This window comes from Aeromonas sp. s5 (assembly GCF_040907865.1).
Taxonomy (GTDB): Bacteria; Pseudomonadota; Gammaproteobacteria; order Enterobacterales; family Aeromonadaceae; genus Aeromonas; species Aeromonas dhakensis.
The window spans coordinates 55,792-78,971 of record NZ_JBFOCO010000032.1; the positions used below are offsets into that span (position 1 = coordinate 55,792).

Consider the following 23,180-nt stretch of genomic DNA (forward strand, 5'->3'; position numbering starts at 1 on the left):
GATATATTGGCCATTGGCAGGAAAGGAGTTCCGAGGGATGATGCAGCCCGCTTTTCTTTCATTCGATACGCAGCCACTGGCCGATGCACTGCAGCCCTATCGCGGGGAGCGGCTCGATGTCTTGCTGGCCGAGCAGGATGCCGGGCACGTGGCCGAGTTGCAGCAGCAGTGCCGGCGGCTCGATATTCGGCTCAGCGGCGCACTCTTTCCCCGCCTCATCAGCCGCCACGGCTTTCATGAGCACGGTGCCTGGCTGCTGCCGCGCCCGGCTTCCCACGCCCCCCTGCTCATCCCGCTCGATCCCGCCGCCAGCACAGACCTGCAAGTCAGCACCCTTTGCGATGCGCTGCTCCCCCAGCTTGCGCAGTGGCCAGAAGCCGCAGGCGTACCGACCCTCTTTCTGACCTTTGATGCCATGATCCCCAACATCGCCTCCCTCCTCGAGGGGATCTATCTGCATCTCGCGGACAGGGTCAATTATGCCGGCGTCAATGCCGGCAGCGGCCAGTTCCGCCCCATGCCCTGCCTGTTCGACAACCACAGATTGCTGGCGCAGGCGGTCTGCTGCACCCTGCTGCCCCACCACAGCTACCCGCTGCTCGAGCACGGCTATCAGCTCACCGCCCAGCCCATGCTGGCCACCAGCAGCGAGGGCAACAAGATTGCCTTCATCGACTGGGAGCCGGCCTTCAGTCGCTACCAGTCCCTGGTCCAGCAACAGTTCCAACAGCGCCTGACGCCGGATCAGTTCTACCAGTACGGTGTCCACCTGCCGCTCGGGCTGCTGCGGGCCAACGGCGACGTCATCGTGCGCATCCCGGTCGCCGTCACCGACGAGGGGGCTCTGCTCTGCGTCGGGGAGGTGCCGGATCACAGCATCCTCACCCTGCTCAAGGCGCCGCAGAGCCCGACCGCCCACGCCATCGAGCTGGCCGAAAAGCTGAGCCGGCACGGCGCCCCCGAGCGCCTCGAGATCTACTACTGCGCCGGCCGTCAGCAGCACTTCGGCGAGCAGAGCACGCTGGAGCTGAAGACCCTCTTCAGCCACAGCGGTGCCCACGATCTGGTGGGCGCCCTCTCCCTTGGCGAGATTGGCAGCCTGCGGCCGGGGGAGTATCCGCTGTTTCACAACGGCGCCATTCTCTGCAACGGGGAGGGACGACGATGAACAACGACCACGCCATGACCATCGTCTGCGATCTTGCTCTCTGCATCGGTCGCGAGGTCACTCTGGACGCCCTGTTGACCAAGGTGCTGCAGCGTTTTCTGTTTCACTGTGCCTGCCCGGTCGGGCTGGTGCTGCAGCAGTTGCCGCAGGGTGAGTACAAGATCATCAAGGCGATCGGGGATGAGCAGCTGGTCCGCCATCAGGGAGAGCCGCTCGCGCTGCCCCACTGGGTCGGCGCCGGCGAGCAGTGCATCCTGCGCGCCCCGCTGCCGCTGCCCGCTGCACGCCCCTACCCCTTTGCCTACCGGCTGCGGATCGAGGGGGGCTATCTGATGCTGCTGCTCTCCCCCAACCCGGAGCAGCAGGGGGAGCGGCTCTGTCACCTGTTCAGCCCCATTCTCGGCAACCTGTCCCGCGCCATCCAGCTGTGCCGGGACAGCGAGCAGCTGGCCCTGCGCCAGCAGGCGGAGCTGGTCGACATGCAGCGCTTCAACGAATCCCTGTTAAGGGCAATCCCCATCCCGGTGTTCTACAAGGATGTCGAGGGGCGTTTCATCAGCTGCAACCCGACCTTCACCCAGATCACCGGCATCAGCAAGGCCGAGCTGCAGGGCAAGCGGGTGGACGAGCTCCTCCCCCCCGAGATGGCCGACGAATACACCCAGCGCGACCAGGAAGTGCTGCGCAGCAGGCAGCCGCAATATTTCGAGCACACCCTGTTTGACCGGGAGGGCCGCCGCTATCAGGTGCTCAACTTCAAGGATCTCTTCTACGACCATCAGGGCGAGGTGGCCGGCATCATAGGTGCGCTGGTCGACATCACCCATATCAAGGAGAGTGAGCAGCAGCAGCGCACCCTGCTGTTCCAGACCATAGCGGCGCTCTCCTCCGCCATCGCCCACAAGGATCCCAGCACCGCGGGCCACGAACGGCGCGTGCACGATCTGGCGCTGGCCATCGGCCAGCATCTGCAACTCGCGCAAGAGCGGCTGGATGGACTGGGCCTCGCCGCCATGGTGCACAACATCGGCCTGCTGCAGATCCCGGCGGAGATCCTCACCCGCCCCCGCGAATTGCGGGAGGTGGAGTTCGAGCTCATCAAGCTGCACCCGCAGGCGGGCTGTGAAATTTTGCAGCAGATAGACTTCCCCTGGCCCATCGCCACCATAGTGCAGCAGCACCATGAGAACATGGACGGCAGTGGCTATCCGCAGGGATTGCAGGGGGATGCTATCTGCCTGGAGGCGCGCATCATCCGGGTGGCCGACTCCCTGGCGGCCATGACCGCCCACCGTCCGTTTCGGCGGGCCCTCTCCTTCACCGATGCCTTCGCCGAGCTGACCCGCTATGCCGGTGTCCACTACGACGAACAGGTGGTCAGCGCCTGCTTCGCCGTCTGGCAGGCAGGCTACCGCTTCGCCCCCCTTTGACCGAGGCTGGATGACGATGAGTTCAAGACCCACACCGCCCTTTACCCCGCAGCCCACGGCCGCCCTGCTTGGCCAGGTGATGGATCAGTTGCCCTACCGGGTGCTGCTCAAGGATACCCGCTCCCTCTTCATCGCCTGCAACCGGCTGCTGGCAGACGATCTCGCTCTCAGCCCGGCCGAACTGGTCGGCAAGTGCGATGCCGACTTCTTCCCGGCCGAGCTGGCCCAGCGCTATCGGGACGACGATCTCAGGGTCATGACCAGCGGCACCACCCAGCGCCACGAGGAGCCTTATCTCAAGGGAGGCGAGGCCCGCTGGCTCAGCACCACCAAGTTTCCCCTGCACGACGAGCTGGGTCAGGTGGTCGGCGTCGGGGTCTTCTTCGATGACATCACCGAGAAGAAGCAGCAGCAGGAGCGGCTGCAACAGTACACCTGGACCCTGGAGGCTATCGGCCGCGCCCATCACGCCATGCTCAGGCCGGACGACGAGCAGACGCTGCTGCAGGAGATCTGCGACGCCATCACCTTCGATGGCCGTTTCCCCCTCGTGACCGTGCTGCAGGAAAAACCTGACCAGCACACCCTGCAGGTGCTGGCGCAGGCGGGCAACGCAACCTGGTTTGCCAGCGACGAGTGGCTGACCCGGGATCCCGCCCTGCACCAGGCCATCAGCACAGAGATGCCGTGCAACGAGGCGCTCCCCTGCGAGCTGGTACATCATTCGGCCACCCTGCGCGCCCGCCTGCTGCTGCCGCTGCAGTGGCACACCGGCGGGCGTGGCGGCCTGCTCATTCACAGCGAGCAGGCCCGCCCCTTCACCGACGAGGAGGTGCACCTCTTCAGCCAGCTGGCGGACTACCTTGCCTATGGCCTGCAGGCCCGCAGCACCCAGCAGGCCTACCTCACCGCCCAGCGCGACAAGATGCTGCATGCCCGTCAGCTGGAGCTGGCGCTGGAAGATGCCCTCGGTGCCATTGCCGCCGTGCTGGAGCAGCGCGATCCCTACACCGCCGGCCACCAGAAGCACGTCGCTACCCTGGCGCTGGCCATCGGTCGCGAGCTGAAGCTCGATGAGAAGCGGTTGCGGGGACTCTATCTGGGGGCCATGGTGCACGACATCGGCAAGATCCAGGTGCCGGTCGACATCCTCACCAAGCCGGGGCGGCTCACGCCCCAGGAGTTCAACCTGGTCAAGGAGCACCCGGGCGCCGGCTATCAGGTGCTCAAGGACATCGCCCTGCCCTGGCCCATCGCCCAGATGATCCACCAGCACCACGAGTACATCGACGGCTCCGGCTACCCGGCCGGGCTCAAGGGCGAGCAGATCCTGCTGGAGGCCCGCATCCTCACGGTGGCCGACATAGTGGAATCCATGTCATCCGATCGCCCCTACCGCGCCGCCCTCGGCATTCCCCAGGCCAGGGCCCATATCATCCAGCTGCGCGGCACCCGGCTGGATGAAGCCGTCGTGGACGCCTGCCTGCGCATTCTCGATCGCGGTGACTTCATCCCCCACGAACTGGGTCACGGCCGCCCCTAGCGGGAACGTCACCATAAAAAAACCGGCCACAAGGGCCGGTTTTTGTTTGCGTCGCAGGCTTAGCCCAGACGAACCCGGGCATTGCGGAACATCCGCATCCAGGCGCCATCCTCGCCCCAGTTGTCCGGGTGCCAGGAGTTGGCGACGGTGCGGAACACTCGCTCCGGGTGCGGCATCATGATGGTGGCGCGACCATCCGTGGTGGTCACGGCGGTGATGCCGTCCGGCGAGCCGTTCGGGTTGGCCGGGTACTGCTCGGTCACCTGACCACGGTTATCCACGAAACGCAGCCCCACCAGGCCGCTGGCTTGCAACGCCGCCAGGTGGGCGGCATCGCGCACCTCCACCCGTCCCTCCCCGTGGGAGACGGCGATCGGCATCATGGAGCCTGCCATGCCTGCGAAGAAGGCAGAGGGTGACTCCTGCACCTCGACCAGGCTGAAGCGGGCCTCGAAGCGCTCGGAGCGGTTGCGCACGAAGCGCGGCCACAGATCGGCGCCCGGGATGAGCTCGCGCAGGTTGGACATCATCTGGCAACCGTTGCAGACACCCAAGGAGAGAGTATCGCCACGCTCGAAGAAGCGCTGGAACTGCTCGCGAGCGCCCTCGTTGAACAGGATGGACTTGGCCCAGCCCTCGCCCGCCCCCAGCACGTCGCCGTAGGAGAAGCCCCCACAGGCCACCAGGGTTTGGAACTGCTCCAGCTTGATACGGCCTTCGAGGATATCGCTCATATGCACGTCGACCGCGGTGAAGCCGGCGCGGTCAAACGCCGCCGCCATCTCCACGTGGGAGTTGACCCCCTGCTCGCGCAGCACCGCCAGACGTGGCGAGGCCCCCTTGGCGATATAGGGCGCGGCCACATCGTCGGACGGGTTGTAGGTCAGCTTGGCCTGCAGGCCCGGATCGGTGGCATCCTGACGGGCGGCGTGCTCCTGATCCGCGCACTCAGGGTTATCGCGCAGGCGCTGCATCTGCCAGCTGGTCTCGCCCCAGATAGTGCGAAGGGCAGTGCGGCTGGCGCGATAAACCTCTTCACCGGCCCGTTGCAGGGTGATGAGGTCCCCCTCACGCACCGTGCCAAGCACGTGGGAGCAGGCTGCCAGACCATGGCCGGCCAACAGGGTCATCACCGCTTCCTTCTCTTCACGGCGCACCTGGATGACGGCACCCAGCTCCTCGTTGAACAGGGCCGGCAGCAGGTCGCCACCGACGCGATCCAGTTGCAGGTCGAGGCCGCAGTGACCGGCGAAGGCCATCTCCACCAGGGTGATGAAGAGGCCACCGTCGGAGCGGTCGTGGTAAGCAATCAGCTTGCGATCGGCCACCAGCGCCTGGATGGCGTTGAAGAAGCCCTTGAGCTGAACCGGGTTGTCCAGATCCGGAGCCTTGTCACCCAGCTGGCGATAGACCTGGGCCAGGGCGGAGGCGCCAAGGCGCTGCTTGCCGTTGCCAAGGTCGATGAGGATCAGGTCGGTTTCACCGAGATCGGTGCGCAGTTGCGGCGTGACGGTATTGCGTACGTCTTCGACCCGGGCAAACGCCGAGATAAGCAGGGAGAGCGGCGAGGTGACGCATCGCGACTCGCCATCCTGCTGCCATCGGGTCTTCATGGACATGGAGTCCTTGCCCACCGGAATGGTGATGCCAAGGGCCGGGCAGAGCTCCTCGCCCACCGCCTTGACCGCCTCGTAGAGACCGGCATCTTCACCCGGGTGACCGGCGGCGGCCATCCAGTTGGCGGAGAGCTTGACCCGCTTGAGCGAACCGATATGGGCCGGTGCCAGGTTGGTGAGCGCTTCGGCCACCGCCATACGGGCAGAAGCCGCGTGGGAGAGCAGCGCCACCGGGGTACGCTCGCCCATGGACATGGCTTCGCCGTGGTAGCTGTCGTAGGTGGCGGCGGTGACGGCGCAATCGGCCACCGGGATCTGCCAGGGGCCGACCATCTGGTCGCGATTGACCAGGCCCGTCACGGTGCGATCGCCGATGGTGATGAGGAAGGATTTCTCCGCCACGGTCGGCAGACGCAACACCCGCTCGGCGGCGTCGCCGAGGGTGATGCCATCCAGTTGCAGTGCCTTGCCCTGGGCCGGCAGGCTCGCTACGTCGCGGTGCATCTTGGGGGTCTTGCCCAGCAGCACATCGAGCGGCAGATCGATGGGGTGGTTGTCAAAGTGCTGGTCGGAGAGGGTCAGGTGTTTCTCTTCGGTAGCGCTGCCGATGACGGCATAGGGTGCACGCTCACGCTCGCACAGCGCCTTGAACAGCGGCAGCTTCTCTTTGGCCACCGCCAGTACGTAACGCTCCTGGGATTCGTTGCACCAGATCTCCAGCGGGCTCATGCCCGGCTCGTCGTTCGGAATGGCGCGCAGGTCGAAACGACCACCGCGATCGCCGTCGCTCACCAGCTCCGGCATGGCGTTGGAGAGGCCACCAGCACCCACGTCGTGAATGAAGACGATGGGGTTGTCGTCCCCCAGCTGCCAGCAGCGATCGATCACCTCCTGGCAGCGGCGCTCCATCTCGGGGTTGTCACGCTGCACCGAGGCAAAGTCGAGGTCCTCGGCCGACTGACCGGAGGCCATGGAGGATGCGGCGCCGCCGCCCAGACCGATGTTCATGGCCGGGCCACCCAACACGATGAGGGCAGCCCCCACCGGGATCTCCCCTTTCTGGACGTGTTCGCTTCGGATGTTGCCGATGCCGCCCGCCAACATGATGGGTTTGTGGTAGCCACGCACCTCGACGCCGTTGTGGCTCGGCACCTCCTCTTCGAAGGTACGGAAGTAACCGAGAATGGCCGGACGGCCGAACTCGTTGTTGAAGGCAGCCCCGCCAAGCGGCCCCTCCTGCATGATGTCAAAGGCGCTGACGATGCGGCTCGGCTTGCCGAAATCCTGCTCCCAGGGCTGTTCGAAACCGGGGATGCGCAGGTTGGAGACGGAGAAGCCCACCAGGCCCGCCTTGGGCTTGGCGCCACGGCCTGTCGCACCCTCGTCGCGGATTTCGCCGCCGGAGCCGGTGGCGGCGCCGGGGAAGGGAGAGATGGCGGTTGGGTGGTTGTGGGTCTCCACCTTCATCAGGATGTCGACCTGCTCCTGGTGGTACTGATATTCGCCGTTGGCGGGGCTCGGGAAGAAGCGGCCACCCTGGCTCCCTTCCATCACGGCGGCGTTGTCTTTATAGGCAGACAGGACATGATCCGGCGTCTGCTCGAAGGTGTTCTTGATCATCTTGAACAGCGACTTGGGCTGCTGCTCACCGTCGATGGTCCAGTCGGCGTTGAAGATCTTGTGGCGGCAGTGCTCGGAGTTTGCCTGGGCAAACATGTAGAGCTCGATGTCGTTGGGATTGCGACCCAGCCGGGTGAAGTTCTCCACCAGATAGTCGATTTCGTCGTCGGCCAGCGCCAGACCCAGTGCCACGTTGGCCTCGGCCAGGGCGGCGCGGCCACCGGCCAGCACATCCACCTGGGTGAAGGGGCGCGGCTCCTGATGGGCAAACAGGGCGGCGGCCTCGTTCATCTCGCCAAACACCGTCTCCATCATGCGGTCGTGCAGCACGGCGGCCACGTCGGCGCGCTGGGCGGCGCTCAGCTCACCCTTGGCCTGCACGTAATAGGCGATGCCGCGCTCGAGCCGCTTGACCTGGGTCAGGCCGCAGTTGTGGGCGATGTCGGTTGCTTTGGAAGACCAGGGGGAGATAGTGCCGGGGCGGGGGGTAACGAGAAACAGCTGACCGCTGGGGGTGTGTTCGGGGATGGTCGGGCCGTAGCGCAGGAGCTGGCCCAAGGTCGCTCGCTCCGGGGGCGACAGCGGGCTCGAGAGCTCGGCGAAGTGCACATATTCGGCATAGACATCCTCTATCTCTACTCCTCTCTCCTGTTTCATCTGCGCGAAGCGTTGCAGCAGTTTTTGGACACGAAACTCAGACAGTGCGGGGGCACCACGCAAGATATCCATATGACCTTTCTCACCAAGTGTTGAAGTGGGGGGGAATTGAGACGCGCGTATTATAGGGATCAGGCCGACGGCGGACAAACGTTTTTCTTGTTTTGCCAAGTGTGACTCGGTCCACACTCTCTGGTATAAAGGTGCCTCTTTTTTGACAAATGCCGATTTTTTCAACAAGGGTACTCACCTACTTGCGCTGCATTTTTCGACTGTTTATCGGGCTGATGCTGCTGCTGACCCTGGTCGGTTGCGACTTCTACACCCCCTCCAGCCAGCTGGAGCAGATCCGCCAGCGGGGCGAGATCCGGGTTGGCACCATCTACGGCCCCACCTCTTATTACCAGCGTGACGACACCGCCCAGGGGTTCGATTACGAGCTGGCGAGAAGCTATGCCGACTGGCTGGGGGTCAAGCTGACCATAGTGCCTGTCTACTCCACCGCCGAGCTGGTGGATCTGCTCAAGAAGGGCAAGCTCGATCTGGCCGCGGCCGCCATCGTCATCACCCCGGAGCGGCGCCAGCTGTTTCGCTTCGGCCCCGGCTTCTACCAAGTCTCGCCCAAGCTGGTCTATCGCAACGGCTCCCCCAAGCCCAGGGACATCGGCGATCTCAAGGGCAACATAGTGGTGCCTGCCGGCTCCACCGGGGAGGATCTGCTCAAGGAGCTGGCCAAGCAGCACCCCAACCTCAAGTGGAGCACCAACCGGGACGCCGACGTGGAGGAGCTGCTCAAGCAGGTGGCCGACGGCAAGATTGACTACACGGTGGTGCAGGATACCGTGCTGGCCCGTACCCAGCGCTACTACCCCGAACTCACCGAGGGGATGACGCTGGCCAAGAACCAGACCGTGGCCTGGGCCATGACCAAGCTGCCGGACGACAGCCTCTACGCCAGCATCATCGACTTCTTCGGCCAGCGCTTCATGGATGGCGCCATCGCCAAGCTCGACGAGAAGTACTTTGGCCACGTGCAGAATTTCGACTTCGTCGACACCCGCACCTTCCTGCAGCGGGCCAAGAGCCTGCTGCCCAAGTACCAGGATCTGTTCAAGACCCACGCCAAGCTGGTGGACTGGCGCCTGCTGGCCGCCATCAGCTATCAGGAGTCCCACTGGGATCCGGAGGCGCGCTCCTACACAGGGGTGCGTGGCATGATGATGCTGACCGAGCCCACCGCCAAGGCGATGGGGGTCAACAACCGGCTGCACCCGGAGGAGAGCATCAAGGGGGGCGCCCGTTATCTCGAGCAGATGATGGCGAAGGTGCCCGCCTCGGTGCCCGATGACGAGAAGGTGTGGTTTGCCCTCACCGCCTACAACATCGGCTACGGCCACATGATGGATGCCCGCCGCCTGACCAAGGAGCTCGGCAAGAACCCGGACGCCTGGAGCGACGTGAAAGAGGTGCTGCCGCTGCTGCAGCAGTCGCGCTGGCACCGCAAGGTGCGCTACGGCTATGCCCGCGGCGGCGAGGCGCGCAACTACGTCAACAACGTGCGCCAGTACTACCAGAGCCTGCTCTGGCTCGACAACGAGCAGCAGAAAGCCCATCGCCGCGAAGAGCTGGATGAGGATGACAGCAGCGAGCCGACCAGTGCCGAACGTCCCACCGTCATTGCCGAAGTGGTCAAGCAGATCACCCTGCGCTGATCCCTGTTGACAGGTTTGTTTTTCGGGTGGTTTCTCTGTTACCATCCGACCACACCGGAGCCTATCCGAATCTGTTTTTATCGCGCTATTTCATCCACTTGCACTCGGATGACAGCACTTTCAGATAGGCTCCCATCATCACCCAAGGCCGGGATGGCCACCCCATGGGAGGAGACCAAGATGCGAGCTCGCAGAAGAACGACACTGGTCAAGAAGACAAGGTGCGGCTGGAGCCCCAGACGCAAGCTCAAGCTCAACGAGATCAAACGCAAGATATGGCGCCGAAACCGCTCCTTCACCTTGCTGATAGCAGAGCACACAGCATAAACCCGGCATTCGCCGGGTTTTTTATTGCCTCAATTTTCCGTCAGCGGGCTCACTTCGAAGAGCACCGCCCGCTTCGACACCAGGCTGTTGCAGTGGTTGCAGAAGTAATCCACCGCGCCGCAGGCCTTGAGCCGCTCCAGCTCCTGCCGGCAGGTCGGGCAGAGCGCCCGGATCTGGTAACGGGCCTGGCATTGACCACAGGTGGTCTCACGGCTGCGGCTGTCCAGCTCGCCCTGGCAGGCAGGGCAGACAAGTTGACTCATGGTTGGCTCCTTGCAAAGTGAATGTGCACTGGGCGGCCCCACTGCACATTCCCCTCCCCTTCAAGACCACTAGAAAAACGGCTGCCGGTGAGGGCAGCCGCTGGGCCTTATTTCTTGGCTTTGGCCTTGAGCAGGCGCTTGCGCTGGCGCTCCTGGCTCAGGGTCAGGGTGTTCTTCTTGCCCTCGAACGGGTTGACCGACTCCTGGAACTCGACTCGAACCGGCGTCCCCATGATCTTCAACGACTTGCGGAAGTAGTTGATGAGGTAGCGCTTGTAGGAGTCCGGCAGGTCGTTGAGCTGGTTGCCGTGGATCACGATGCGCGGCGGGTTGTAGCCACCGGCGTGGGCGTACTTCAGCTTGACCCGGCGACCGTTCACCATGGGCGGCTGGTGGTCTTCCTGCGCCATCTGCATGATGCGGGTCAGCATGGCGGTGCTGGTACGGCGGGTGGCGGACTGGTAGGCCTCCTGGATGGATTCGAACAGGTGGCCGACGCCGCTGCCGTGCAGGGCGGAGATGAAGTGCACGCGGGCGAAGTCGATGAAGCCCAGACGACGATCGAGCTCGTTCTTGACGTCCTCTTTCACCTTCTGATCCAGACCGTCCCACTTGTTCACTACCAGCACCACGGAGCGGCCGGTGTTGAGCACGAAACCGAGGATGCTGAGATCCTGATCGGTGATGGTCTCCTGGGCGTCGATCACCAGCAGGCAGACGTTGGCATCTTCAATCGCCTTGAGGGTCTTGATGACGGAGAACTTCTCCACCGTCTCGTGCACCTTGCCGCGACGACGCACGCCGGCGGTGTCGATGATGACGTACTTCTGCTCGTCGCGTTCCATCGGGATGTAGACGGAGTCGCGGGTGGTGCCCGGCATGTCATAGACGATGACCCGATCTTCACCCAGCATGCGGTTGGTCAGGGTCGACTTGCCGACGTTGGGGCGACCGACGATGGCGAACTTGATGGGCAGGTCGGCGAACGGGGTCTCCTTGGTGTCTTCCTTGGTGTCGAGTTCACCGGCGGCCACCATGCGCAGCAGGGCCTCTTCGTCGAAGTCTTCCTCTTCTTCATCCAGCTCGGCTTCTTCGCCGGCGGCTTCGACCAGGGTCTCCAGATGGGGGGCCAGCGCCAGCTCCAGCAGGCTCAATACGCCGCGACCGTGGGCGGCCGCCATCTGGTAGACCTCGCCCAGGGCCAGACCGTAGAACTCGGAGACGGCGGAGTCACCGTCGATGCCGTCGGTCTTGTTGGCCACCAGAAACACCTTCTTGTGGGTCTTGCGCAGGTGCTCGGCGATGGCCTGATCCGCCGCGGTCAGACCGGCGCGCGCATCCACCATGAACAGCACCACATCGGCCTCTTCGATGGCCAGCAGGGACTGCTCGGCCATCTTCAGCTCGATCCCCTCTTCGGTGCCGTCGATACCACCGGTATCCACCACGATAAATTCCAGCTCGCCCAGCTTCGCCTGGCCATATTTGCGGTCCCGGGTCAGACCGGGGAAGTCGGCCACCAGGGCGTCCCGGGTACGGGTCAGGCGGTTAAACAGGGTGGATTTCCCCACGTTGGGGCGGCCCACCAGGGCTACTACAGGAGTCATAAAAGCCTCATTCTCAAGACGACAAAGGCTCCGGGTCCGAAGACCAGGAGCCGGATATTCACATTATCGGGCGATCAGGGACGCTTGACAGCGTACAGCTTGCCGCCACGGCTCTGCACATACAGGGTGTCACCGTCCACCAGGGGGGCGGCGTACAGACCACTGCTGTCGAGCTGCTGCATGGCCTTGATGGACCCGTCGGTCCGATCCAGCCAATACAGGTAACCTTCCACATCGCCGACCACCACATAGTCACCCATGATGACGGGGGCGGTCACGGTGCGGTTTTCCAGCTGGGTGTTGGACCACAGCTCGAGACCGTTGCGACGGTCGACCGCAAACAGATGGCTGCGGCTGTCGGTCAGCACGATGGCATTGCCGGTCACCGCCATGTCGCGGTAGCCGGAATACTTGCGCTTCCACACTTCGTCGCCGCTCATCAGCTTGCGCGCCATCAACTGGCCATTATACGCGATGGCATAGAGCTCATCGCCGGCGATGAGCGGCGTGGCATCCACGTCCACCATGCGGTCGAGCTCGGTGGCGCCGCGCGGGTCGGCCACCTTGGACTGGCGCACCGGCTGGCCGTTGCTCAGCAGGGCGATGCCCACCTTGCCATCGGCGCGGCCGTACAGCACGGCGCCGTTGGTGATGATGGGGGCACCGGCGCTGCGCAGGGTCAGCGGCGGCTGCTCTTCCGCCAAGGTCCACTGCAGCTTGCCCTCGTCGGTATCAAGCGCCACCAGGCGACCCGAGGTGGTCAGTACCACCACCCGGCCATCCTCGACGGCGGGGCTCGCCACCACTTCACCCGGTACCGTGGTCTGCCACAGCACTTCCCCGTTCTCTTCGTTCAGGGCGTAGACCACCCCGTTCTCGGAGCCCAGGAACAGCTTGCCGTAGCGGGAAACCAGGCCACCGGAGAGGCGGGCGCTGCGCTTGTCGGCGTTGATTGGCAGATCCGCCAGATCGACGCTCCACAGCTCCTTGCCGCTTTCGCGGTCAAAGGCGGTGACATCACCGTCGCGGGCCGCCGCATAGATGCGCTCCTCTTCTACCACCGGCTTGAGCTGGGAGTAGAAGTCACCGATACCGTCACCCACCGAGGAGGACCAGGCGGTATCGGCGGTGAACGCGGACTCGACCTTGGGCAGCGGAGCCATGGGGTTGAGATCCTCTTCCGAACTGAACAGGGAGCAACCCTGCAGGGCGAAGGAGACCGCAGCCCCCAACGCCACCATCTTGAACAGATTACGCATCCGGAGCCTCACCCGTGGTCACCGCTGGCAACGCCAAATCGTCCATTTTCAGCTTGAGCTCGGCGCTGCTCTGCAGACCGCCGGCATCGGCCGCCGCCTGATAGGCATCGCGAGCCTCTTCGCTCTTGCCCTGCTTTTGCAGGATGTCGCCGCGCACTTCGGCCACCTGGGCCTTGAAGGCGTCGTTGTTGATCTTGCCAAGCTGGGCCAGCGCTTCATCGGCCTTGCCCTGATCGTTCAGCACCCGGGCCAGACGCAGGGCGGCGATGGGACGAATGCTCTCGTCACCGCTGGTAGCCACCTGGGTCAGCTGCTCGGCCGCCAGATCCAGCTTGTCCGCCTTGACCGCGGCTGCCGCCAGTTGCAGCGCCGCCAGCTCGGCGTAGGAGTCGCCCTTGTGGGCGCTGATGAAGCTTTGTGCCTGCTCGAAGCCGGCCGCGTCACCCTTGGCCAGCTGGGCGCTCATCTCGTTGTAAGCCTGGGAGGCGGCTTCCTGGGTGGTCTGCTGATGCTCGTTGTAGTAGCGCCAGCCAAAGAGTCCAACCAGACCGATAACAGTTCCTGCGATCACCGAGGTTCCGTTCTCTTTCCACCAGTTCTTGATGACCTCAACCTGTTGTTCTTCGGTGGTATAAACTTCCACAGCTTACTCTCCTTTCGCTGCCAGCAGGGCAATGGCGGCGTCGACCGTGACGGTCTGTTGCTCGGCCTGGCCACGCAGATATTTGATGGTGATCTCCCCGTTTTGCACCTCGGTCTCGCCAAGGATCAGGGCAATGGCCGCGCCGCTCTTGTCGGCACGCTTGAGTTGTTTCTTGAAATTGCCGCCGCCGCAGTGGCTCATCAGGCGTAAATCAGGCAGGGCATCGCGCAGCCGCTCGGCCAGCTGGAAACCGGCCTGTTCAGTGCCCTCACCCACCATGCAGAGATAGACATCCACCGCCGGGCGGATGTCGGCATTGAGTTCGAGGGTTTCCAGCATCAGCACCAGACGCTCCATGCCCATGGCAAAGCCCACCGCCGGGGTCGGCTGACCGCCCAGCTGCTCCACCAGACCGTCGTAGCGGCCACCGGCACAGACGGTGCCCTGGGCACCCAGGCTGTTGGTGACCCACTCGAACACGGTGAGGTTGTAGTAGTCAAGGCCGCGCACCAGACGCTCGTTCACCTCGTACTTGATGCCGGCAGACTCGAGCAGGCGCTTGAGCCCCTCGAAGTGGGCCAGGCTCTCTTCGCCCAGGTGATCAAACAGACGCGGCGCGCCCACCAGGATGGCCTGTACCTTCTCGTCCTTGGAGTCGAGCACCCGCAGCGGGTTGCTGTACATGCGGCGCTGGCTCTCTTCGTCCAGCTCGCTCTTGTACTGCTCCAGGTAGGCGACCAGCGCATCGCGGTAGGCGGCACGTTCGGCACTCTGACCGAGGGTGTTGAGCTGCAGGGTCACGTGTTCGCTGATGCCGAACAGACGCCACAGGCGGTGAGTCAGCATGATGAGCTCGGCATCGATGTCCGGCCCGTTGATGCCAAACAGCTCGACCCCGAACTGGTGGAACTGGCGATAACGGCCCTTCTGGGGACGCTCGTGACGGAACATGGGGCCCATGTACCACATCCGGCGTTCCTGGTTGTAAAGCAGACCGTGCTCGATACCGGCACGCACGCAGCTGGCGGTCCCTTCCGGACGCAGGCTCAGGCTGTCGCCGTTGCGGTCTTCAAAGGTGTACATCTCTTTTTCGACCACGTCGGTCACTTCACCGATGGCGCGCTTGAACAGATGGGTCTGCTCGACAATCGGCATGCGCACTTCGCTGTAGCCATAGCTGGCCACGACCTGGCGCAGGATCTGTTCTACTTTCTGCCATACCGGGCTCTGCTCCGGCAGGCAATCATTCATACCGCGAATAGCTTGGATCTGTTTTGCCACGTTGATACTCGAGAAAAAGAGGTAAAATTTGGCCGCATTATAGGGATTTTCGACCCCGAGGTAAAATCAGGGTGTACCAATGCGGGATGTAAAATCAGCAACCTAAAGACAGGGCCACCCTGAGTGGCCCTTGGTTGCTCAACCCTCGTCCACCTGGATCTGGTTGGCCGGATCCAGCATGGCGGCCCGGGCGCGAATGCGGCGCTCCAGGGTCGGAATGAGATCCTTGTTGTCGAGCCGGTCGACCCGCTGGCCCCCTTCATAGAAGGCGCTCTTGTTGGCCGCCCCGGCGAGGCCCAGATCGGAGACCAGCGCCTCCCCCGGACCGTTCACCACGCAGCCGATGATGGAAACATCCATCGGGGTGATGATGTCTTCGAGCCGCTCTTCCAGCGCATTGACGGTGCCGATGACGTCGAACTCCTGGCGGGAGCAGGAGGGACAGGCGATGAAGTTGATGCCGCGGGAACGGATGCGCAGGGACTTGAGGATGTCGAAGCCCACCTTGATCTCTTCCACCGGATCGGCCGCCAGCGAGATGCGCAGGGTGTCGCCGATGCCTTCGCTCAGCAGCATGCCAAGACCGATGGCAGACTTCACCGCGCCGGCGCGAAAACCGCCCGCTTCTGTGATGCCCAGATGCAGCGGCTGCTCGATCTGCTTGGCCAGCAGGCGATAGGCGCCGACCGCCAGGAAGACGTCGGAAGCCTTGACGCTCACCTTGAAATTGTCGAAGTTCAGGCGATCCAGATAGTCCACGTGGCGCATGGCTGACTCGAGCAGCGCCTCGGGGGTGGGTTCGCCATATTTTTCCTGGATGTCCCGCTCCAGCGAGCCGCCGTTGACGCCGATGCGGATCGGGATGTTGTAGTGGCGGGCACAGTCCACCACGGCGCGGACCCGCTCCTCGTTGCCGATGTTGCCCGGGTTGATGCGCAGGCAATCGGCGCCGTATTCGGCCACTTTGAGGGCGATGCGGTAGTCGAAGTGGATGTCGGCCACGATGGGGATGCGGGTCTGCTGCTTGATGAGCTTGAACGCTTCCGCCGCCTCCATGGTGGGGACGGAGACCCGGACGATGTCGGCGCCGACCCGCTCGATCCGCTGGATCTGCTCGACGGTGGCGGCCACGTCCGTGGTCTTGGTGTTGGTCATGGTCTGTACCGTGATGGGGGCATCGCCCCCGACCGGTACGTTGCCGACCATGATCTGCCTGGATTTACGACGAATGATGGGAGATTCGTGAGCGGACATGGCGGACAGATTACTCCTGCGGCAGTGAGAGGCGAGCAGTCCGGCCGTTGTTGTAACGGCTCATGTCGATGGACTTGCCCTTGTATTCGATATTGATGGCCATGGGCGCACCAATGATGAATTTGAGCGGCTCGGGTCCTTCCAGTACCAGTTCGTCATTGGCCTTCTTGAGGCCGCTGAACAGGGTCTTGCCATTGGCATCCTTGACGTCCAGCCAGCAGTCGGCGGTGAAGCTCATCTTGAGCTGGGGCACCTTGGCAGGCTCGCTCGCGGCGGTGTCGTCAGCCGGTTGCGTGGCGGCAGCGGCAGACGTCTCGGCAGTGGTGGTCGCTACGGCGCTGCTGGCATCCGCCGGCAGAGTGGTCGCAGCGGCATCGCTCACCACGGGGGTTACGGCAGCATCTGCGGCGGCGGAAGCGGCAGGAGCCAGTACAGGCTCGGCAACATCGACGGCCGGAGTGGCGCTCGGAGTATTGGTGTTGCGGGCTGCGCCCATTTCGGTCGCGGCCAGGGCCTCGTCACCGGCGGAGCGACGCGCCGTGCTCTGCCACCACCAGACGACGGAGAGGGCGATCAGCACCAGGATCACCAGCCAGGTCACCACCTTGAGGCGACTGTCATTGGCCTGCTGGCGGGAGCGGCGGGAGAAGCTCTGCATGTCGATGTTGTCGGGCGGTGTCAGGCCCAGCTTGTCATAAGCGGCCAAGATGGTCTCTTCCGGAATGCCGACCAGCTTGGCATAGGTACGCAGATAGCCGCGGATGAAGGTATGGGAGGTATGTTTGTCATACGTATCCGATTCAATCGCGGCAATCAGGGTCAGACGAAGGTGAATGCGGGACGCAACCTGTTCTCGCGTCCAGCCGAGCTGTTCACGGGCGTTGCGCAGCAGCTGGCCTGGGCCAACTGCCTGGGAGTCGTCTTGGAAATCGTGTGGCTGTTCAGTAGTCATTGGCTAAGTAACGCTTGGCTTGTTGCGAAGTGGGATATTGCCTTACCAGCTCAGTCCCGAATTGGTGAAGTAGTGCCGGTTTGTCCATGGCCTGCGCCAGCCGCAATCTCAACCAGAGACTGTTCTCGTTCTCGTCCGATACATCGGCAAAACGGGCGAGATAGGCCTGCACATCAGGCAGCTTGCCATCTTTCATGGAAAGCTCCGCCATGTCCAGCAATAACCTTGGATTGCGGGGATTATACCCCAAGGCCAAGCGATAGTACTCGCTTGCTTTATCATTTCTGCGATTTTGCGCGGCGCAAAGTGCCGCGTTTTCATAGGTATCGGCGATCTTGATGTAGTTCGGCTGGCTGACGGCCTGCAGGAAGGCTTTCTCAGCCTCGTCGAAACGACCGCGATTGCAAAGGAAGGCGCCATAGTTGTTCATCGCGTCAGCATTGGACGGATCCACGGCAAGGGCTTTCTGGTAACTGGCCTCGGCTGCCTTGTAATCTTGCACCTGCTGGTAGAAGTAGGCAAAACCGATGTAAACCTGAGGATTGGCGGCGTCGTACTGGAGGGCGCGATCAAGGTTGAACTTGGCCTGCTCGGCGTTGCCCTGCTGCAGATACTGGATGCCCAAATCCAGACGGGTCTGGGCTGCCGCCTTGAGGTCGGGACCGACCTCACGCTGGGTGGAATTCTGGCCAGCGTAAGTGGTCTCGGTAACACAGCCTGGCAGCGCACAGAGCGCTGCCACTACGATCAATGTACGTGTATCCATTCCCTGACTATACAATGGCTTAGCAAGTTAAACCATTTTGACGGAAATCCCATCCTGTTGCATCCGATTTTTCATGGTGCGCTTGGTGCGATCGATCACCTCCCCCACCAGCTGACCGCAGGCGGCATCGATGTCGTCACCACGGGTCTTGCGGACGATGACGGTGAAGCCGTACTCCATCAGTACCTTGGAGAAACGGTCGATGCGACTGTTGCTCGGCTTGCCGTAAGGGTTGCCCGGGAAGGGGTTGAACGGGATCAGGTTGATCTTGCTCGGGGTGTCCTTGAGCACCTTGGCCAGTTCGTGGGCATGCTGCATGTCGTCATTGATGTGATCGAGCAGCACATACTCCACCGTGACCCGGCCGCCGTTGGCGTTGGACTTGCCGAGGTAGCGACGCACACCGGCCAGGAAGGCCTCGATGTTGTACTTGTCGTTGATCGGCATGATCTCGGAGCGCAGTTTGTCGTTGGGAGCGTGCAGGGAGATGGCCAGCGCCACGTCGATCTGGTCGCCCAGCATGTCCAGTGCCGGCACCACGCCGGAGGTGGAGATGGTGACCCGGCGCTTGGAGATGCCGTAGCCGTAGTCATCCATCATCAGGCGCATGGCCGGTACCACGTTGGCAAGGTTGAGCAGCGGCTCGCCCATGCCCATCATCACCACGTTGGTGATGGGACGCTTGCCGCCGACGATCTTGGCGGCGCGCCACACCTGACCGATGATCTCGGAGACTTTCAGGTTGCGGTTGAAGCCCTGCTGGGCGGTGGAGCAGAACTTGCACTCCAGGGCGCAGCCCACCTGGGAGGAGACACACAGGGTCGCCCGATCGTCCTCGGGGATGTAGACGGTCTCCACCTCCTGGCCGCCAACCTGCAGCGCCCACTTGATGGTGCCGTCGGAGGAGCGCTGTTCGCGGCTCACTTCCGGCGCCCGGATCTCGGCGATTTCCTTGAGACGCTCGCGCAGCACCTTGTTGACGTTGTTCATCTGATCGAAATCATCACAACCAAAGTGATAAATCCACTTCATTACCTGATCTGCCCGGAACGGCTTCTCGCCCAGTTCGACGAAGAAGGCACGCATGGCATCCCGATCGAGATCCAGCAGGTTGGTTTTTGTTTCGCTCATCAAGGGCCTCAGCTCACACACTTCATAAATTATCGGCTGACCTACGTCAGGGGGCGGCATTGTACAAATTATGGGTCCGGCTTTCCACCTGGAGAATAAGGGGATATTGACCGAATGACCAAAAAACAAAAGGGAGCCGAGGCTCCCTTGAGATTCTGCTGACGAAAATCAACCGCGCGGGCAGATCTCGGCGTCAGAGAAGAAGTAGGCGATTTCACGAGCGGCAGAGGCCGGCGCATCGGAGCCGTGCACGGCGTTGCGATCGATGCTCTCGGCGTAGCAGGCGCGCAGGGTGCCGGCCAGGGCCTCTTTCGGGTTGGTGGCGCCCATGATTTCACGGTGACGACGGATGGCTTCTTCGCCTTCCAGCACCTGGATCATGACGGGGCCGGAGGTCATGAAGCTGACCAGACCGTCATAGAAAGGCTTGCCCTGGTGCTCGGCGTAGAAACCGGCGGCTTGTTCGCTGCTCATGTGCAGCATCTTGGCGGCGATGACTTTCAGGCCAGCGCTCTCGAAACGGTTGTAGATGGCACCGATCAGGTTCTTGCTGACGGCGTCCGGCTTGATGATGGAGAAGGTACGTTCGATGGCCATTGAGATCTTTCCTTAACTACAGAGATTTATTGTTAGAATCCATGTTCGGCGGCGATTATACGTAAACAAAAACCGAAATAACACACAGAAAAGCAACTTTTTATTAAACAATTCCATCCCTAAAACAACATCACCACTCATCTTGGCCCAGGCCGGCAGGAAAAAATGTGCGCTTGCGCACGATCACCATGCTAATCCCCTGAAACATTGGCTATTGCCCATCTTCTGCAATATGGGAAAGGGCACCCGCAGGTGCCCTTGATGTGGTTCTCTCAGCGGGTTTCCGCCAGCAGGGTGTGGGCGATGGTGCGCATCCCCAGGGTATTGGCCCCCGGTGCCCACAGATTGTCGCCGTTGTCGCTGAAGCAGGCAGCGAGATCCACGTGCAACCAGCCTCGCCCTTCGTTGCCCACGAAGCGGGAGAGGAAGCCGGCCGCATTGGAGGCGCCGCCCGGGCCACCGCCCGGCACGGGGCGGCTGTTGGCGGTGTCAGCATAGTGGGACGGACACTGCTGGCTGTGCCAGGGCTCCAGCGGCAACGGCCAGGCAGGCTCTTGCTCAGCATCCGCATAGGCCATAGCGCGGCTCACCAGCCCCTTGTCGAGGCCAAACAGCGCGTTGTAGCGTCCGCCCAGCGCCATCACCGCCGCCCCGGTCAGGGTAGCGGCGTCGATGACCAGCGGCGCGCCGGATTCGCCGGCCAGTTGCAGACCGTCGGCCAGCACCAGGCGCCCCTCGGCGTCGGTGTTGACTATCTCCACCGTGGTGCCGTTCTTGTAGGTGAGGATGTCACCCAGCTTGTAGGCGTGACCCGAGACCAGGTTCTCGGCGCAGCAGAGGATGAGCTTCACCCGCTTGTCGAGGCCGCGCAGGATGGCCAGCGCCAGCGCGCCGGTGACGATGGCGGCGCCCCCCATGTCGTGCTTCATGGTCAGCATGCCCTGGGAGGTCTTCATGGAGTAGCCGCCAGAGTCAAAGGTGATCCCCTTGCCCACCAGGGCCGCGGCCACCGGGGCCTTGGGATCCCGGCCTGGATTGAAGTCCAGCTCCAGCATCACGGGCTCGCGCTCGCTGCCACGACCGACCTGGTAGAGACCGACCCAGCCCGCCTGTTGCAGCGCTTCCCCTTTGAGGATGCGATGGCTGATCTTGTCGGGGGCCAGCTCGGTGAGGAAGGCGGCGGCTTCGACCGCCAGCTCCAGCGGCCCCAGCTGCTCGGGGGTGGCATTGGTCATCTCCCGCACCCAGCGCCCGCACAGCCAGCGCGCCTCCAGCTCCTCTCTGTCCTCCTCGGACGAGGTGGCCCACTGCAGCGCCACTTCCGCCTTGGGTGTCTGCAGCCCCTGGGCAAAGGCCCACTGCTGCTCGCGCTCCCAGTGACCGGCCAGCACCACCTGCTGGATCCCCTGGCTGCACAGGCGCCGCGCCGCCTGCTGGATGTCCAGCAAGGGGGTGGCGGTCACCAGATGGATCACCATGCCATCGGCGCGGTGAGAGAGCAGCGCCCCCTCCCCCCACTCGGTCGGCGCAAATTCTCGGCTCAACCAGACGTTCATGCGCCCACCTCCTGCAACCAGCGGGCAATGGTGCGCAGACCGTGGCCCTTGGCACCGGTCGCCCACAGATCGTTGCCCGATTTTTGATAGGAGGCGGCCAGGTCCAGGTGTACCCAACCCTTGCCTTCATCGCGCACGAAGCGCGACAGGAAGGCGGCTGCCGTGGTGGCACCGGCGGTGCCTTCGGCGGATGCCACGTTGCCCAGCTCGGCAAAGGCAGAGGTGAGCTGGCCCGCGTGCCAGGGCTCCAGCGGCAGCGCCCAGGCCTGCTCGTTTTCGGCTTTGGCGGCCGCCAGCGCGCGCGCCTGCTCAGCCTCATCGAGGGCAAACACGGCATTGTAGTCGCGACCCAGCGCAGTCTTGGCGGCGCCGGTCAGGGTAGCGGCGTCGAGGATGTAGGCTGCCCCGCTTTCGCTGGCGGCCAGCAGGCCATCGGCCAGCACCAGACGGCCTTCCGCGTCGGTGTTCTGGATCTCGACCGAGATACCGTTGCGATAGGTGAGGATGTCGCCGAGCTTGAAGGCGTGGCCGGAGACCAGGTTCTCGGCGCAGCAGAGGATCAGCTTGACCCGTTTGTCGAGGCCACGGCTGATGGCCAGCGCCAGCGCGCCGGTCACCATGGCGGCGCCCCCCATGTCGGATTTCATCGGCAGCATGTTGTCGGAGGACTTCATGGAGTAGCCGCCGGAATCGAAGGTGATCCCCTTGCCCACCAGGGCCGCCAGCACGGGAGCGTTGGCATCCCCGGTCGGGTTGTAGTCGAGCTCGAGCAGCACCGGCTCGCGCTCGCTGCCACGGCCCACCGACCAGATCCCGATGTGACCGGCCTCCTGCAGCGCCTCCCCGGCGGTAATGCGGGCGGTCACCTTGTCACCGGCGAGGCTGCGAATGAGCAGCAGGGCGGACTCCGCCAGGCTCATGGGATAGATCTCCTGCGGGCAGCCGTTGGTCACCTCGCGCACCCAGCGGGCCGCCTTGAGCAGGGCCGCCAGCTCGCCGGCTTCCTTGTCGCTCTGCTCACCAAAGTCGAGCTCGCGCACCCCCTTGGCGGCATAGAAGCCCTGGGTGAAGGCGTAGCGACGCTCCCGATCCCAGCCCTCACCCACCAGCTTGACGCGCTTGATGCCGCTCGACTCGAGGCGTCTGGCCCCGCGCTGGATGGCGCGCAGCGCCTCCTTCTCCTGGCCGCCGCTGCCCAGATGGAGATGGGCTTCGTCGCCGTTGAAACTGAGCAGGGCACCCTCGCCCCAGTGGGCGGCGGCAGCCTGGGAAGACAACCGTACGTTCATCATGTCAGCCATGTTCTCTTGCTTCCTTTTTATTGGCACTTTCATCAACGAATAGGGAGATCGCGGGCACAAAAAAGGCCGCGCCCTCAAGGGTCACGGCCTTCACCATATCATTACTGCACCACGAGATGCTGCACGCGCAATTCACTCATGTGTAATTAAGGGGTCATCAGTGGCGCTCAGACGCCAGATTCAGGGTGTACTTGGGCAGTTCCACCACCAGATCCTCGTCCGCCAGTCTGGCCTGGCAGCTGAGACGGGATTCAGGCTCCAGTCCCCACGCCTTGTCCAGCATGTCGTCTTCCAGCTCGTCGCTCGGCTCGAGGGAGTCGAACCCTTCCCGCACCACACAGTGGCAGGTGGTGCAGGCGCAGGACTTCTCGCAGGCGTGCTCGATCTCGATGCCGTTGCGCAGCGCGATGTCCAGAATGGTTTCACCGGTCGTGCCTTCGAGGGCCGCGCCGTCCGGACAGAGCTCGGGATGGGGCAGAATAATCAGTTTTGGCATA

General features: G+C 63.3%; 19 protein-coding genes. 4 read left to right on the top strand and 15 right to left on the bottom strand.

Features of this window, described 5'->3' with window-relative positions:
* Nucleotides 1–37 precede the first annotated feature (37 nt).
* From AB5Y94_RS18440 to AB5Y94_RS18450, 3 genes are read left to right on the top strand one after another with little or no spacing between them, the layout of a single operon-like run.
* On the top strand, nt 38–1,168 hold the full coding sequence (locus AB5Y94_RS18440) for an FIST signal transduction protein (RefSeq protein WP_368206282.1): 1,131 nt from the start codon (nt 38–40) through the stop codon (nt 1,166–1,168).
* Nucleotides 1,165–2,598 carry an HD domain-containing phosphohydrolase gene (locus AB5Y94_RS18445; protein WP_368206283.1) on the top strand — a complete coding sequence of 478 codons (1,434 nt, stop codon included), beginning with the start codon at nt 1,165–1,167 and terminating at the stop codon, nt 2,596–2,598. The genes AB5Y94_RS18440 and AB5Y94_RS18445 overlap by 4 nt, the downstream gene beginning before the upstream one ends.
* Before the next feature lie 16 nt (nt 2,599–2,614).
* Nucleotides 2,615–4,141 carry an HD domain-containing phosphohydrolase gene (locus AB5Y94_RS18450; protein ID WP_368206284.1) on the top strand — a complete coding sequence of 509 codons (1,527 nt, stop codon included), beginning with the start codon at nt 2,615–2,617 and terminating at the stop codon, nt 4,139–4,141.
* Between the two features lie 59 nt (nt 4,142–4,200).
* On the opposite strand, the gene purL is transcribed toward AB5Y94_RS18450, so the two are convergent.
* Entirely contained in the window at nt 4,201–8,106 is a 3,906-nt protein-coding gene (purL, locus tag AB5Y94_RS18455) for a phosphoribosylformylglycinamidine synthase (protein ID WP_368206285.1), read from the bottom strand.
* Between the two features lie 149 nt (nt 8,107–8,255).
* On the opposite strand from purL, the gene mltF reads away from it, so the two are divergent.
* The gene (mltF, locus tag AB5Y94_RS18460) at nt 8,256–9,746 is read left to right on the top strand and encodes a membrane-bound lytic murein transglycosylase MltF (protein WP_029305869.1); all 1,491 of its coding nucleotides are present in this window, start codon (nt 8,256–8,258) and stop codon (nt 9,744–9,746) included.
* 77 nt (nt 9,747–9,823) lie between these two features.
* Here the strand turns inward: mltF and AB5Y94_RS18465 are convergent, their stop codons facing one another.
* From AB5Y94_RS18465 to fdx, 14 genes are all read right to left on the bottom strand, one after another.
* Complete coding sequence (locus AB5Y94_RS18465; RefSeq protein ID WP_017780036.1) at nt 9,824–10,012, bottom strand: hypothetical protein; 189 nt, start codon at nt 10,010–10,012, stop codon at nt 9,824–9,826.
* 90 nt (nt 10,013–10,102) lie between these two features.
* Nucleotides 10,103–10,336: a zinc ribbon domain-containing protein gene (locus AB5Y94_RS18470; RefSeq protein ID WP_010634287.1), complete on the bottom strand. Its 234-nt coding sequence runs from the start codon at nt 10,334–10,336 to the stop codon at nt 10,103–10,105.
* Between the two features lie 107 nt (nt 10,337–10,443).
* Nucleotides 10,444–11,943 carry a ribosome biogenesis GTPase Der gene (gene der / locus AB5Y94_RS18475; RefSeq protein ID WP_005299803.1) on the bottom strand — a complete coding sequence of 500 codons (1,500 nt, stop codon included), beginning with the start codon at nt 11,941–11,943 and terminating at the stop codon, nt 10,444–10,446.
* Nucleotides 11,944–12,017: 74 nt separating this feature from the next.
* Complete coding sequence (gene bamB, locus AB5Y94_RS18480) at nt 12,018–13,202, bottom strand: outer membrane protein assembly factor BamB (RefSeq protein ID WP_010634288.1); 1,185 nt, start codon at nt 13,200–13,202, stop codon at nt 12,018–12,020.
* Nucleotides 13,195–13,845: a tetratricopeptide repeat protein gene (locus AB5Y94_RS18485; RefSeq protein WP_010634289.1), complete on the bottom strand. Its 651-nt coding sequence runs from the start codon at nt 13,843–13,845 to the stop codon at nt 13,195–13,197. The genes bamB and AB5Y94_RS18485 overlap by 8 nt, the downstream gene beginning before the upstream one ends.
* A gap of 3 nt (nt 13,846–13,848) precedes the next feature.
* Nucleotides 13,849–15,126 (bottom strand): histidine--tRNA ligase, encoded by a 1,278-nt coding sequence (gene hisS, locus AB5Y94_RS18490; RefSeq protein ID WP_017765907.1) that lies wholly within the window; start codon nt 15,124–15,126, stop codon nt 13,849–13,851.
* 138 nt (nt 15,127–15,264) lie between these two features.
* Nucleotides 15,265–16,380 carry a flavodoxin-dependent (E)-4-hydroxy-3-methylbut-2-enyl-diphosphate synthase gene (gene ispG / locus AB5Y94_RS18495; protein WP_010634291.1) on the bottom strand — a complete coding sequence of 372 codons (1,116 nt, stop codon included), beginning with the start codon at nt 16,378–16,380 and terminating at the stop codon, nt 15,265–15,267.
* Nucleotides 16,381–16,390: 10 nt separating this feature from the next.
* A complete protein-coding gene (gene rodZ, locus AB5Y94_RS18500; protein WP_043170955.1) occupies nt 16,391–17,332 on the bottom strand; it encodes a cytoskeleton protein RodZ in 942 nt (313 codons plus the stop codon).
* Nucleotides 17,322–18,113: a PilW family type IVa pilus biogenesis/stability lipoprotein TapF gene (tapF, locus tag AB5Y94_RS18505; RefSeq protein WP_017765910.1), complete on the bottom strand. Its 792-nt coding sequence runs from the start codon at nt 18,111–18,113 to the stop codon at nt 17,322–17,324. The genes rodZ and tapF overlap by 11 nt, the downstream gene beginning before the upstream one ends.
* A 12-nt stretch (nt 18,114–18,125) precedes the next feature.
* Complete coding sequence (locus AB5Y94_RS18510) at nt 18,126–19,229, bottom strand: bifunctional tRNA (adenosine(37)-C2)-methyltransferase TrmG/ribosomal RNA large subunit methyltransferase RlmN (RefSeq protein ID WP_005299790.1); 1,104 nt, start codon at nt 19,227–19,229, stop codon at nt 18,126–18,128.
* 168 nt (nt 19,230–19,397) lie between these two features.
* Nucleotides 19,398–19,826 carry a nucleoside-diphosphate kinase gene (gene ndk, locus AB5Y94_RS18515; protein WP_005299787.1) on the bottom strand — a complete coding sequence of 143 codons (429 nt, stop codon included), beginning with the start codon at nt 19,824–19,826 and terminating at the stop codon, nt 19,398–19,400.
* A 272-nt stretch (nt 19,827–20,098) separates the two neighbouring features.
* Nucleotides 20,099–21,382 (bottom strand): aminopeptidase PepB, encoded by a 1,284-nt coding sequence (gene pepB, locus AB5Y94_RS18520; RefSeq protein ID WP_005299784.1) that lies wholly within the window; start codon nt 21,380–21,382, stop codon nt 20,099–20,101.
* On the bottom strand, nt 21,379–22,683 hold the full coding sequence (gene pepB, locus AB5Y94_RS18525) for an aminopeptidase PepB (protein ID WP_368206286.1): 1,305 nt from the start codon (nt 22,681–22,683) through the stop codon (nt 21,379–21,381). The genes pepB (AB5Y94_RS18520) and pepB (AB5Y94_RS18525) overlap by 4 nt, the downstream gene beginning before the upstream one ends.
* A 157-nt stretch (nt 22,684–22,840) precedes the next feature.
* Entirely contained in the window at nt 22,841–23,179 is a 339-nt protein-coding gene (fdx, locus tag AB5Y94_RS18530; protein ID WP_010634296.1) for an ISC system 2Fe-2S type ferredoxin, read from the bottom strand.
* Nucleotide 23,180: the final 1 nt, after the last annotated feature.

Bases quoted from the DNA above. Each gene is read 5' to 3' on its own strand.
- pepB (WP_368206286.1), bottom strand. From the start codon at position 22,683: ATGGCTGACATGATGAACGTACGGTTGTCTTCCCAGGCTGCCGCCGCC.
- bamB (WP_010634288.1), bottom strand. From the start codon at position 13,202: ATGCGTAATCTGTTCAAGATGGTGGCGTTGGGGGCTGCGGTCTCCTTC.
- der (WP_005299803.1), bottom strand. From the start codon at position 11,943: ATGACTCCTGTAGTAGCCCTGGTGGGCCGCCCCAACGTGGGGAAATCC.
- pepB (WP_005299784.1), bottom strand. From the start codon at position 21,382: ATGAACGTCTGGTTGAGCCGAGAATTTGCGCCGACCGAGTGGGGGGAG.
- AB5Y94_RS18445 (WP_368206283.1), top strand. From the start codon at position 1,165: ATGAACAACGACCACGCCATGACCATCGTCTGCGATCTTGCTCTCTGC.
- AB5Y94_RS18510 (WP_005299790.1), bottom strand. From the start codon at position 19,229: ATGAGCGAAACAAAAACCAACCTGCTGGATCTCGATCGGGATGCCATG.
- AB5Y94_RS18440 (WP_368206282.1), top strand. From the start codon at position 38: ATGATGCAGCCCGCTTTTCTTTCATTCGATACGCAGCCACTGGCCGAT.
- purL (WP_368206285.1), bottom strand. From the start codon at position 8,106: ATGGATATCTTGCGTGGTGCCCCCGCACTGTCTGAGTTTCGTGTCCAA.
- AB5Y94_RS18450 (WP_368206284.1), top strand. From the start codon at position 2,615: ATGAGTTCAAGACCCACACCGCCCTTTACCCCGCAGCCCACGGCCGCC.
- ispG (WP_010634291.1), bottom strand. From the start codon at position 16,380: ATGTCCGCTCACGAATCTCCCATCATTCGTCGTAAATCCAGGCAGATC.
- rodZ (WP_043170955.1), bottom strand. From the start codon at position 17,332: ATGACTACTGAACAGCCACACGATTTCCAAGACGACTCCCAGGCAGTT.
- fdx (WP_010634296.1), bottom strand. From the start codon at position 23,179: ATGCCAAAACTGATTATTCTGCCCCATCCCGAGCTCTGTCCGGACGGC.
- ndk (WP_005299787.1), bottom strand. From the start codon at position 19,826: ATGGCCATCGAACGTACCTTCTCCATCATCAAGCCGGACGCCGTCAGC.
- mltF (WP_029305869.1), top strand. From the start codon at position 8,256: ATGCCGATTTTTTCAACAAGGGTACTCACCTACTTGCGCTGCATTTTT.
- AB5Y94_RS18470 (WP_010634287.1), bottom strand. From the start codon at position 10,336: ATGAGTCAACTTGTCTGCCCTGCCTGCCAGGGCGAGCTGGACAGCCGC.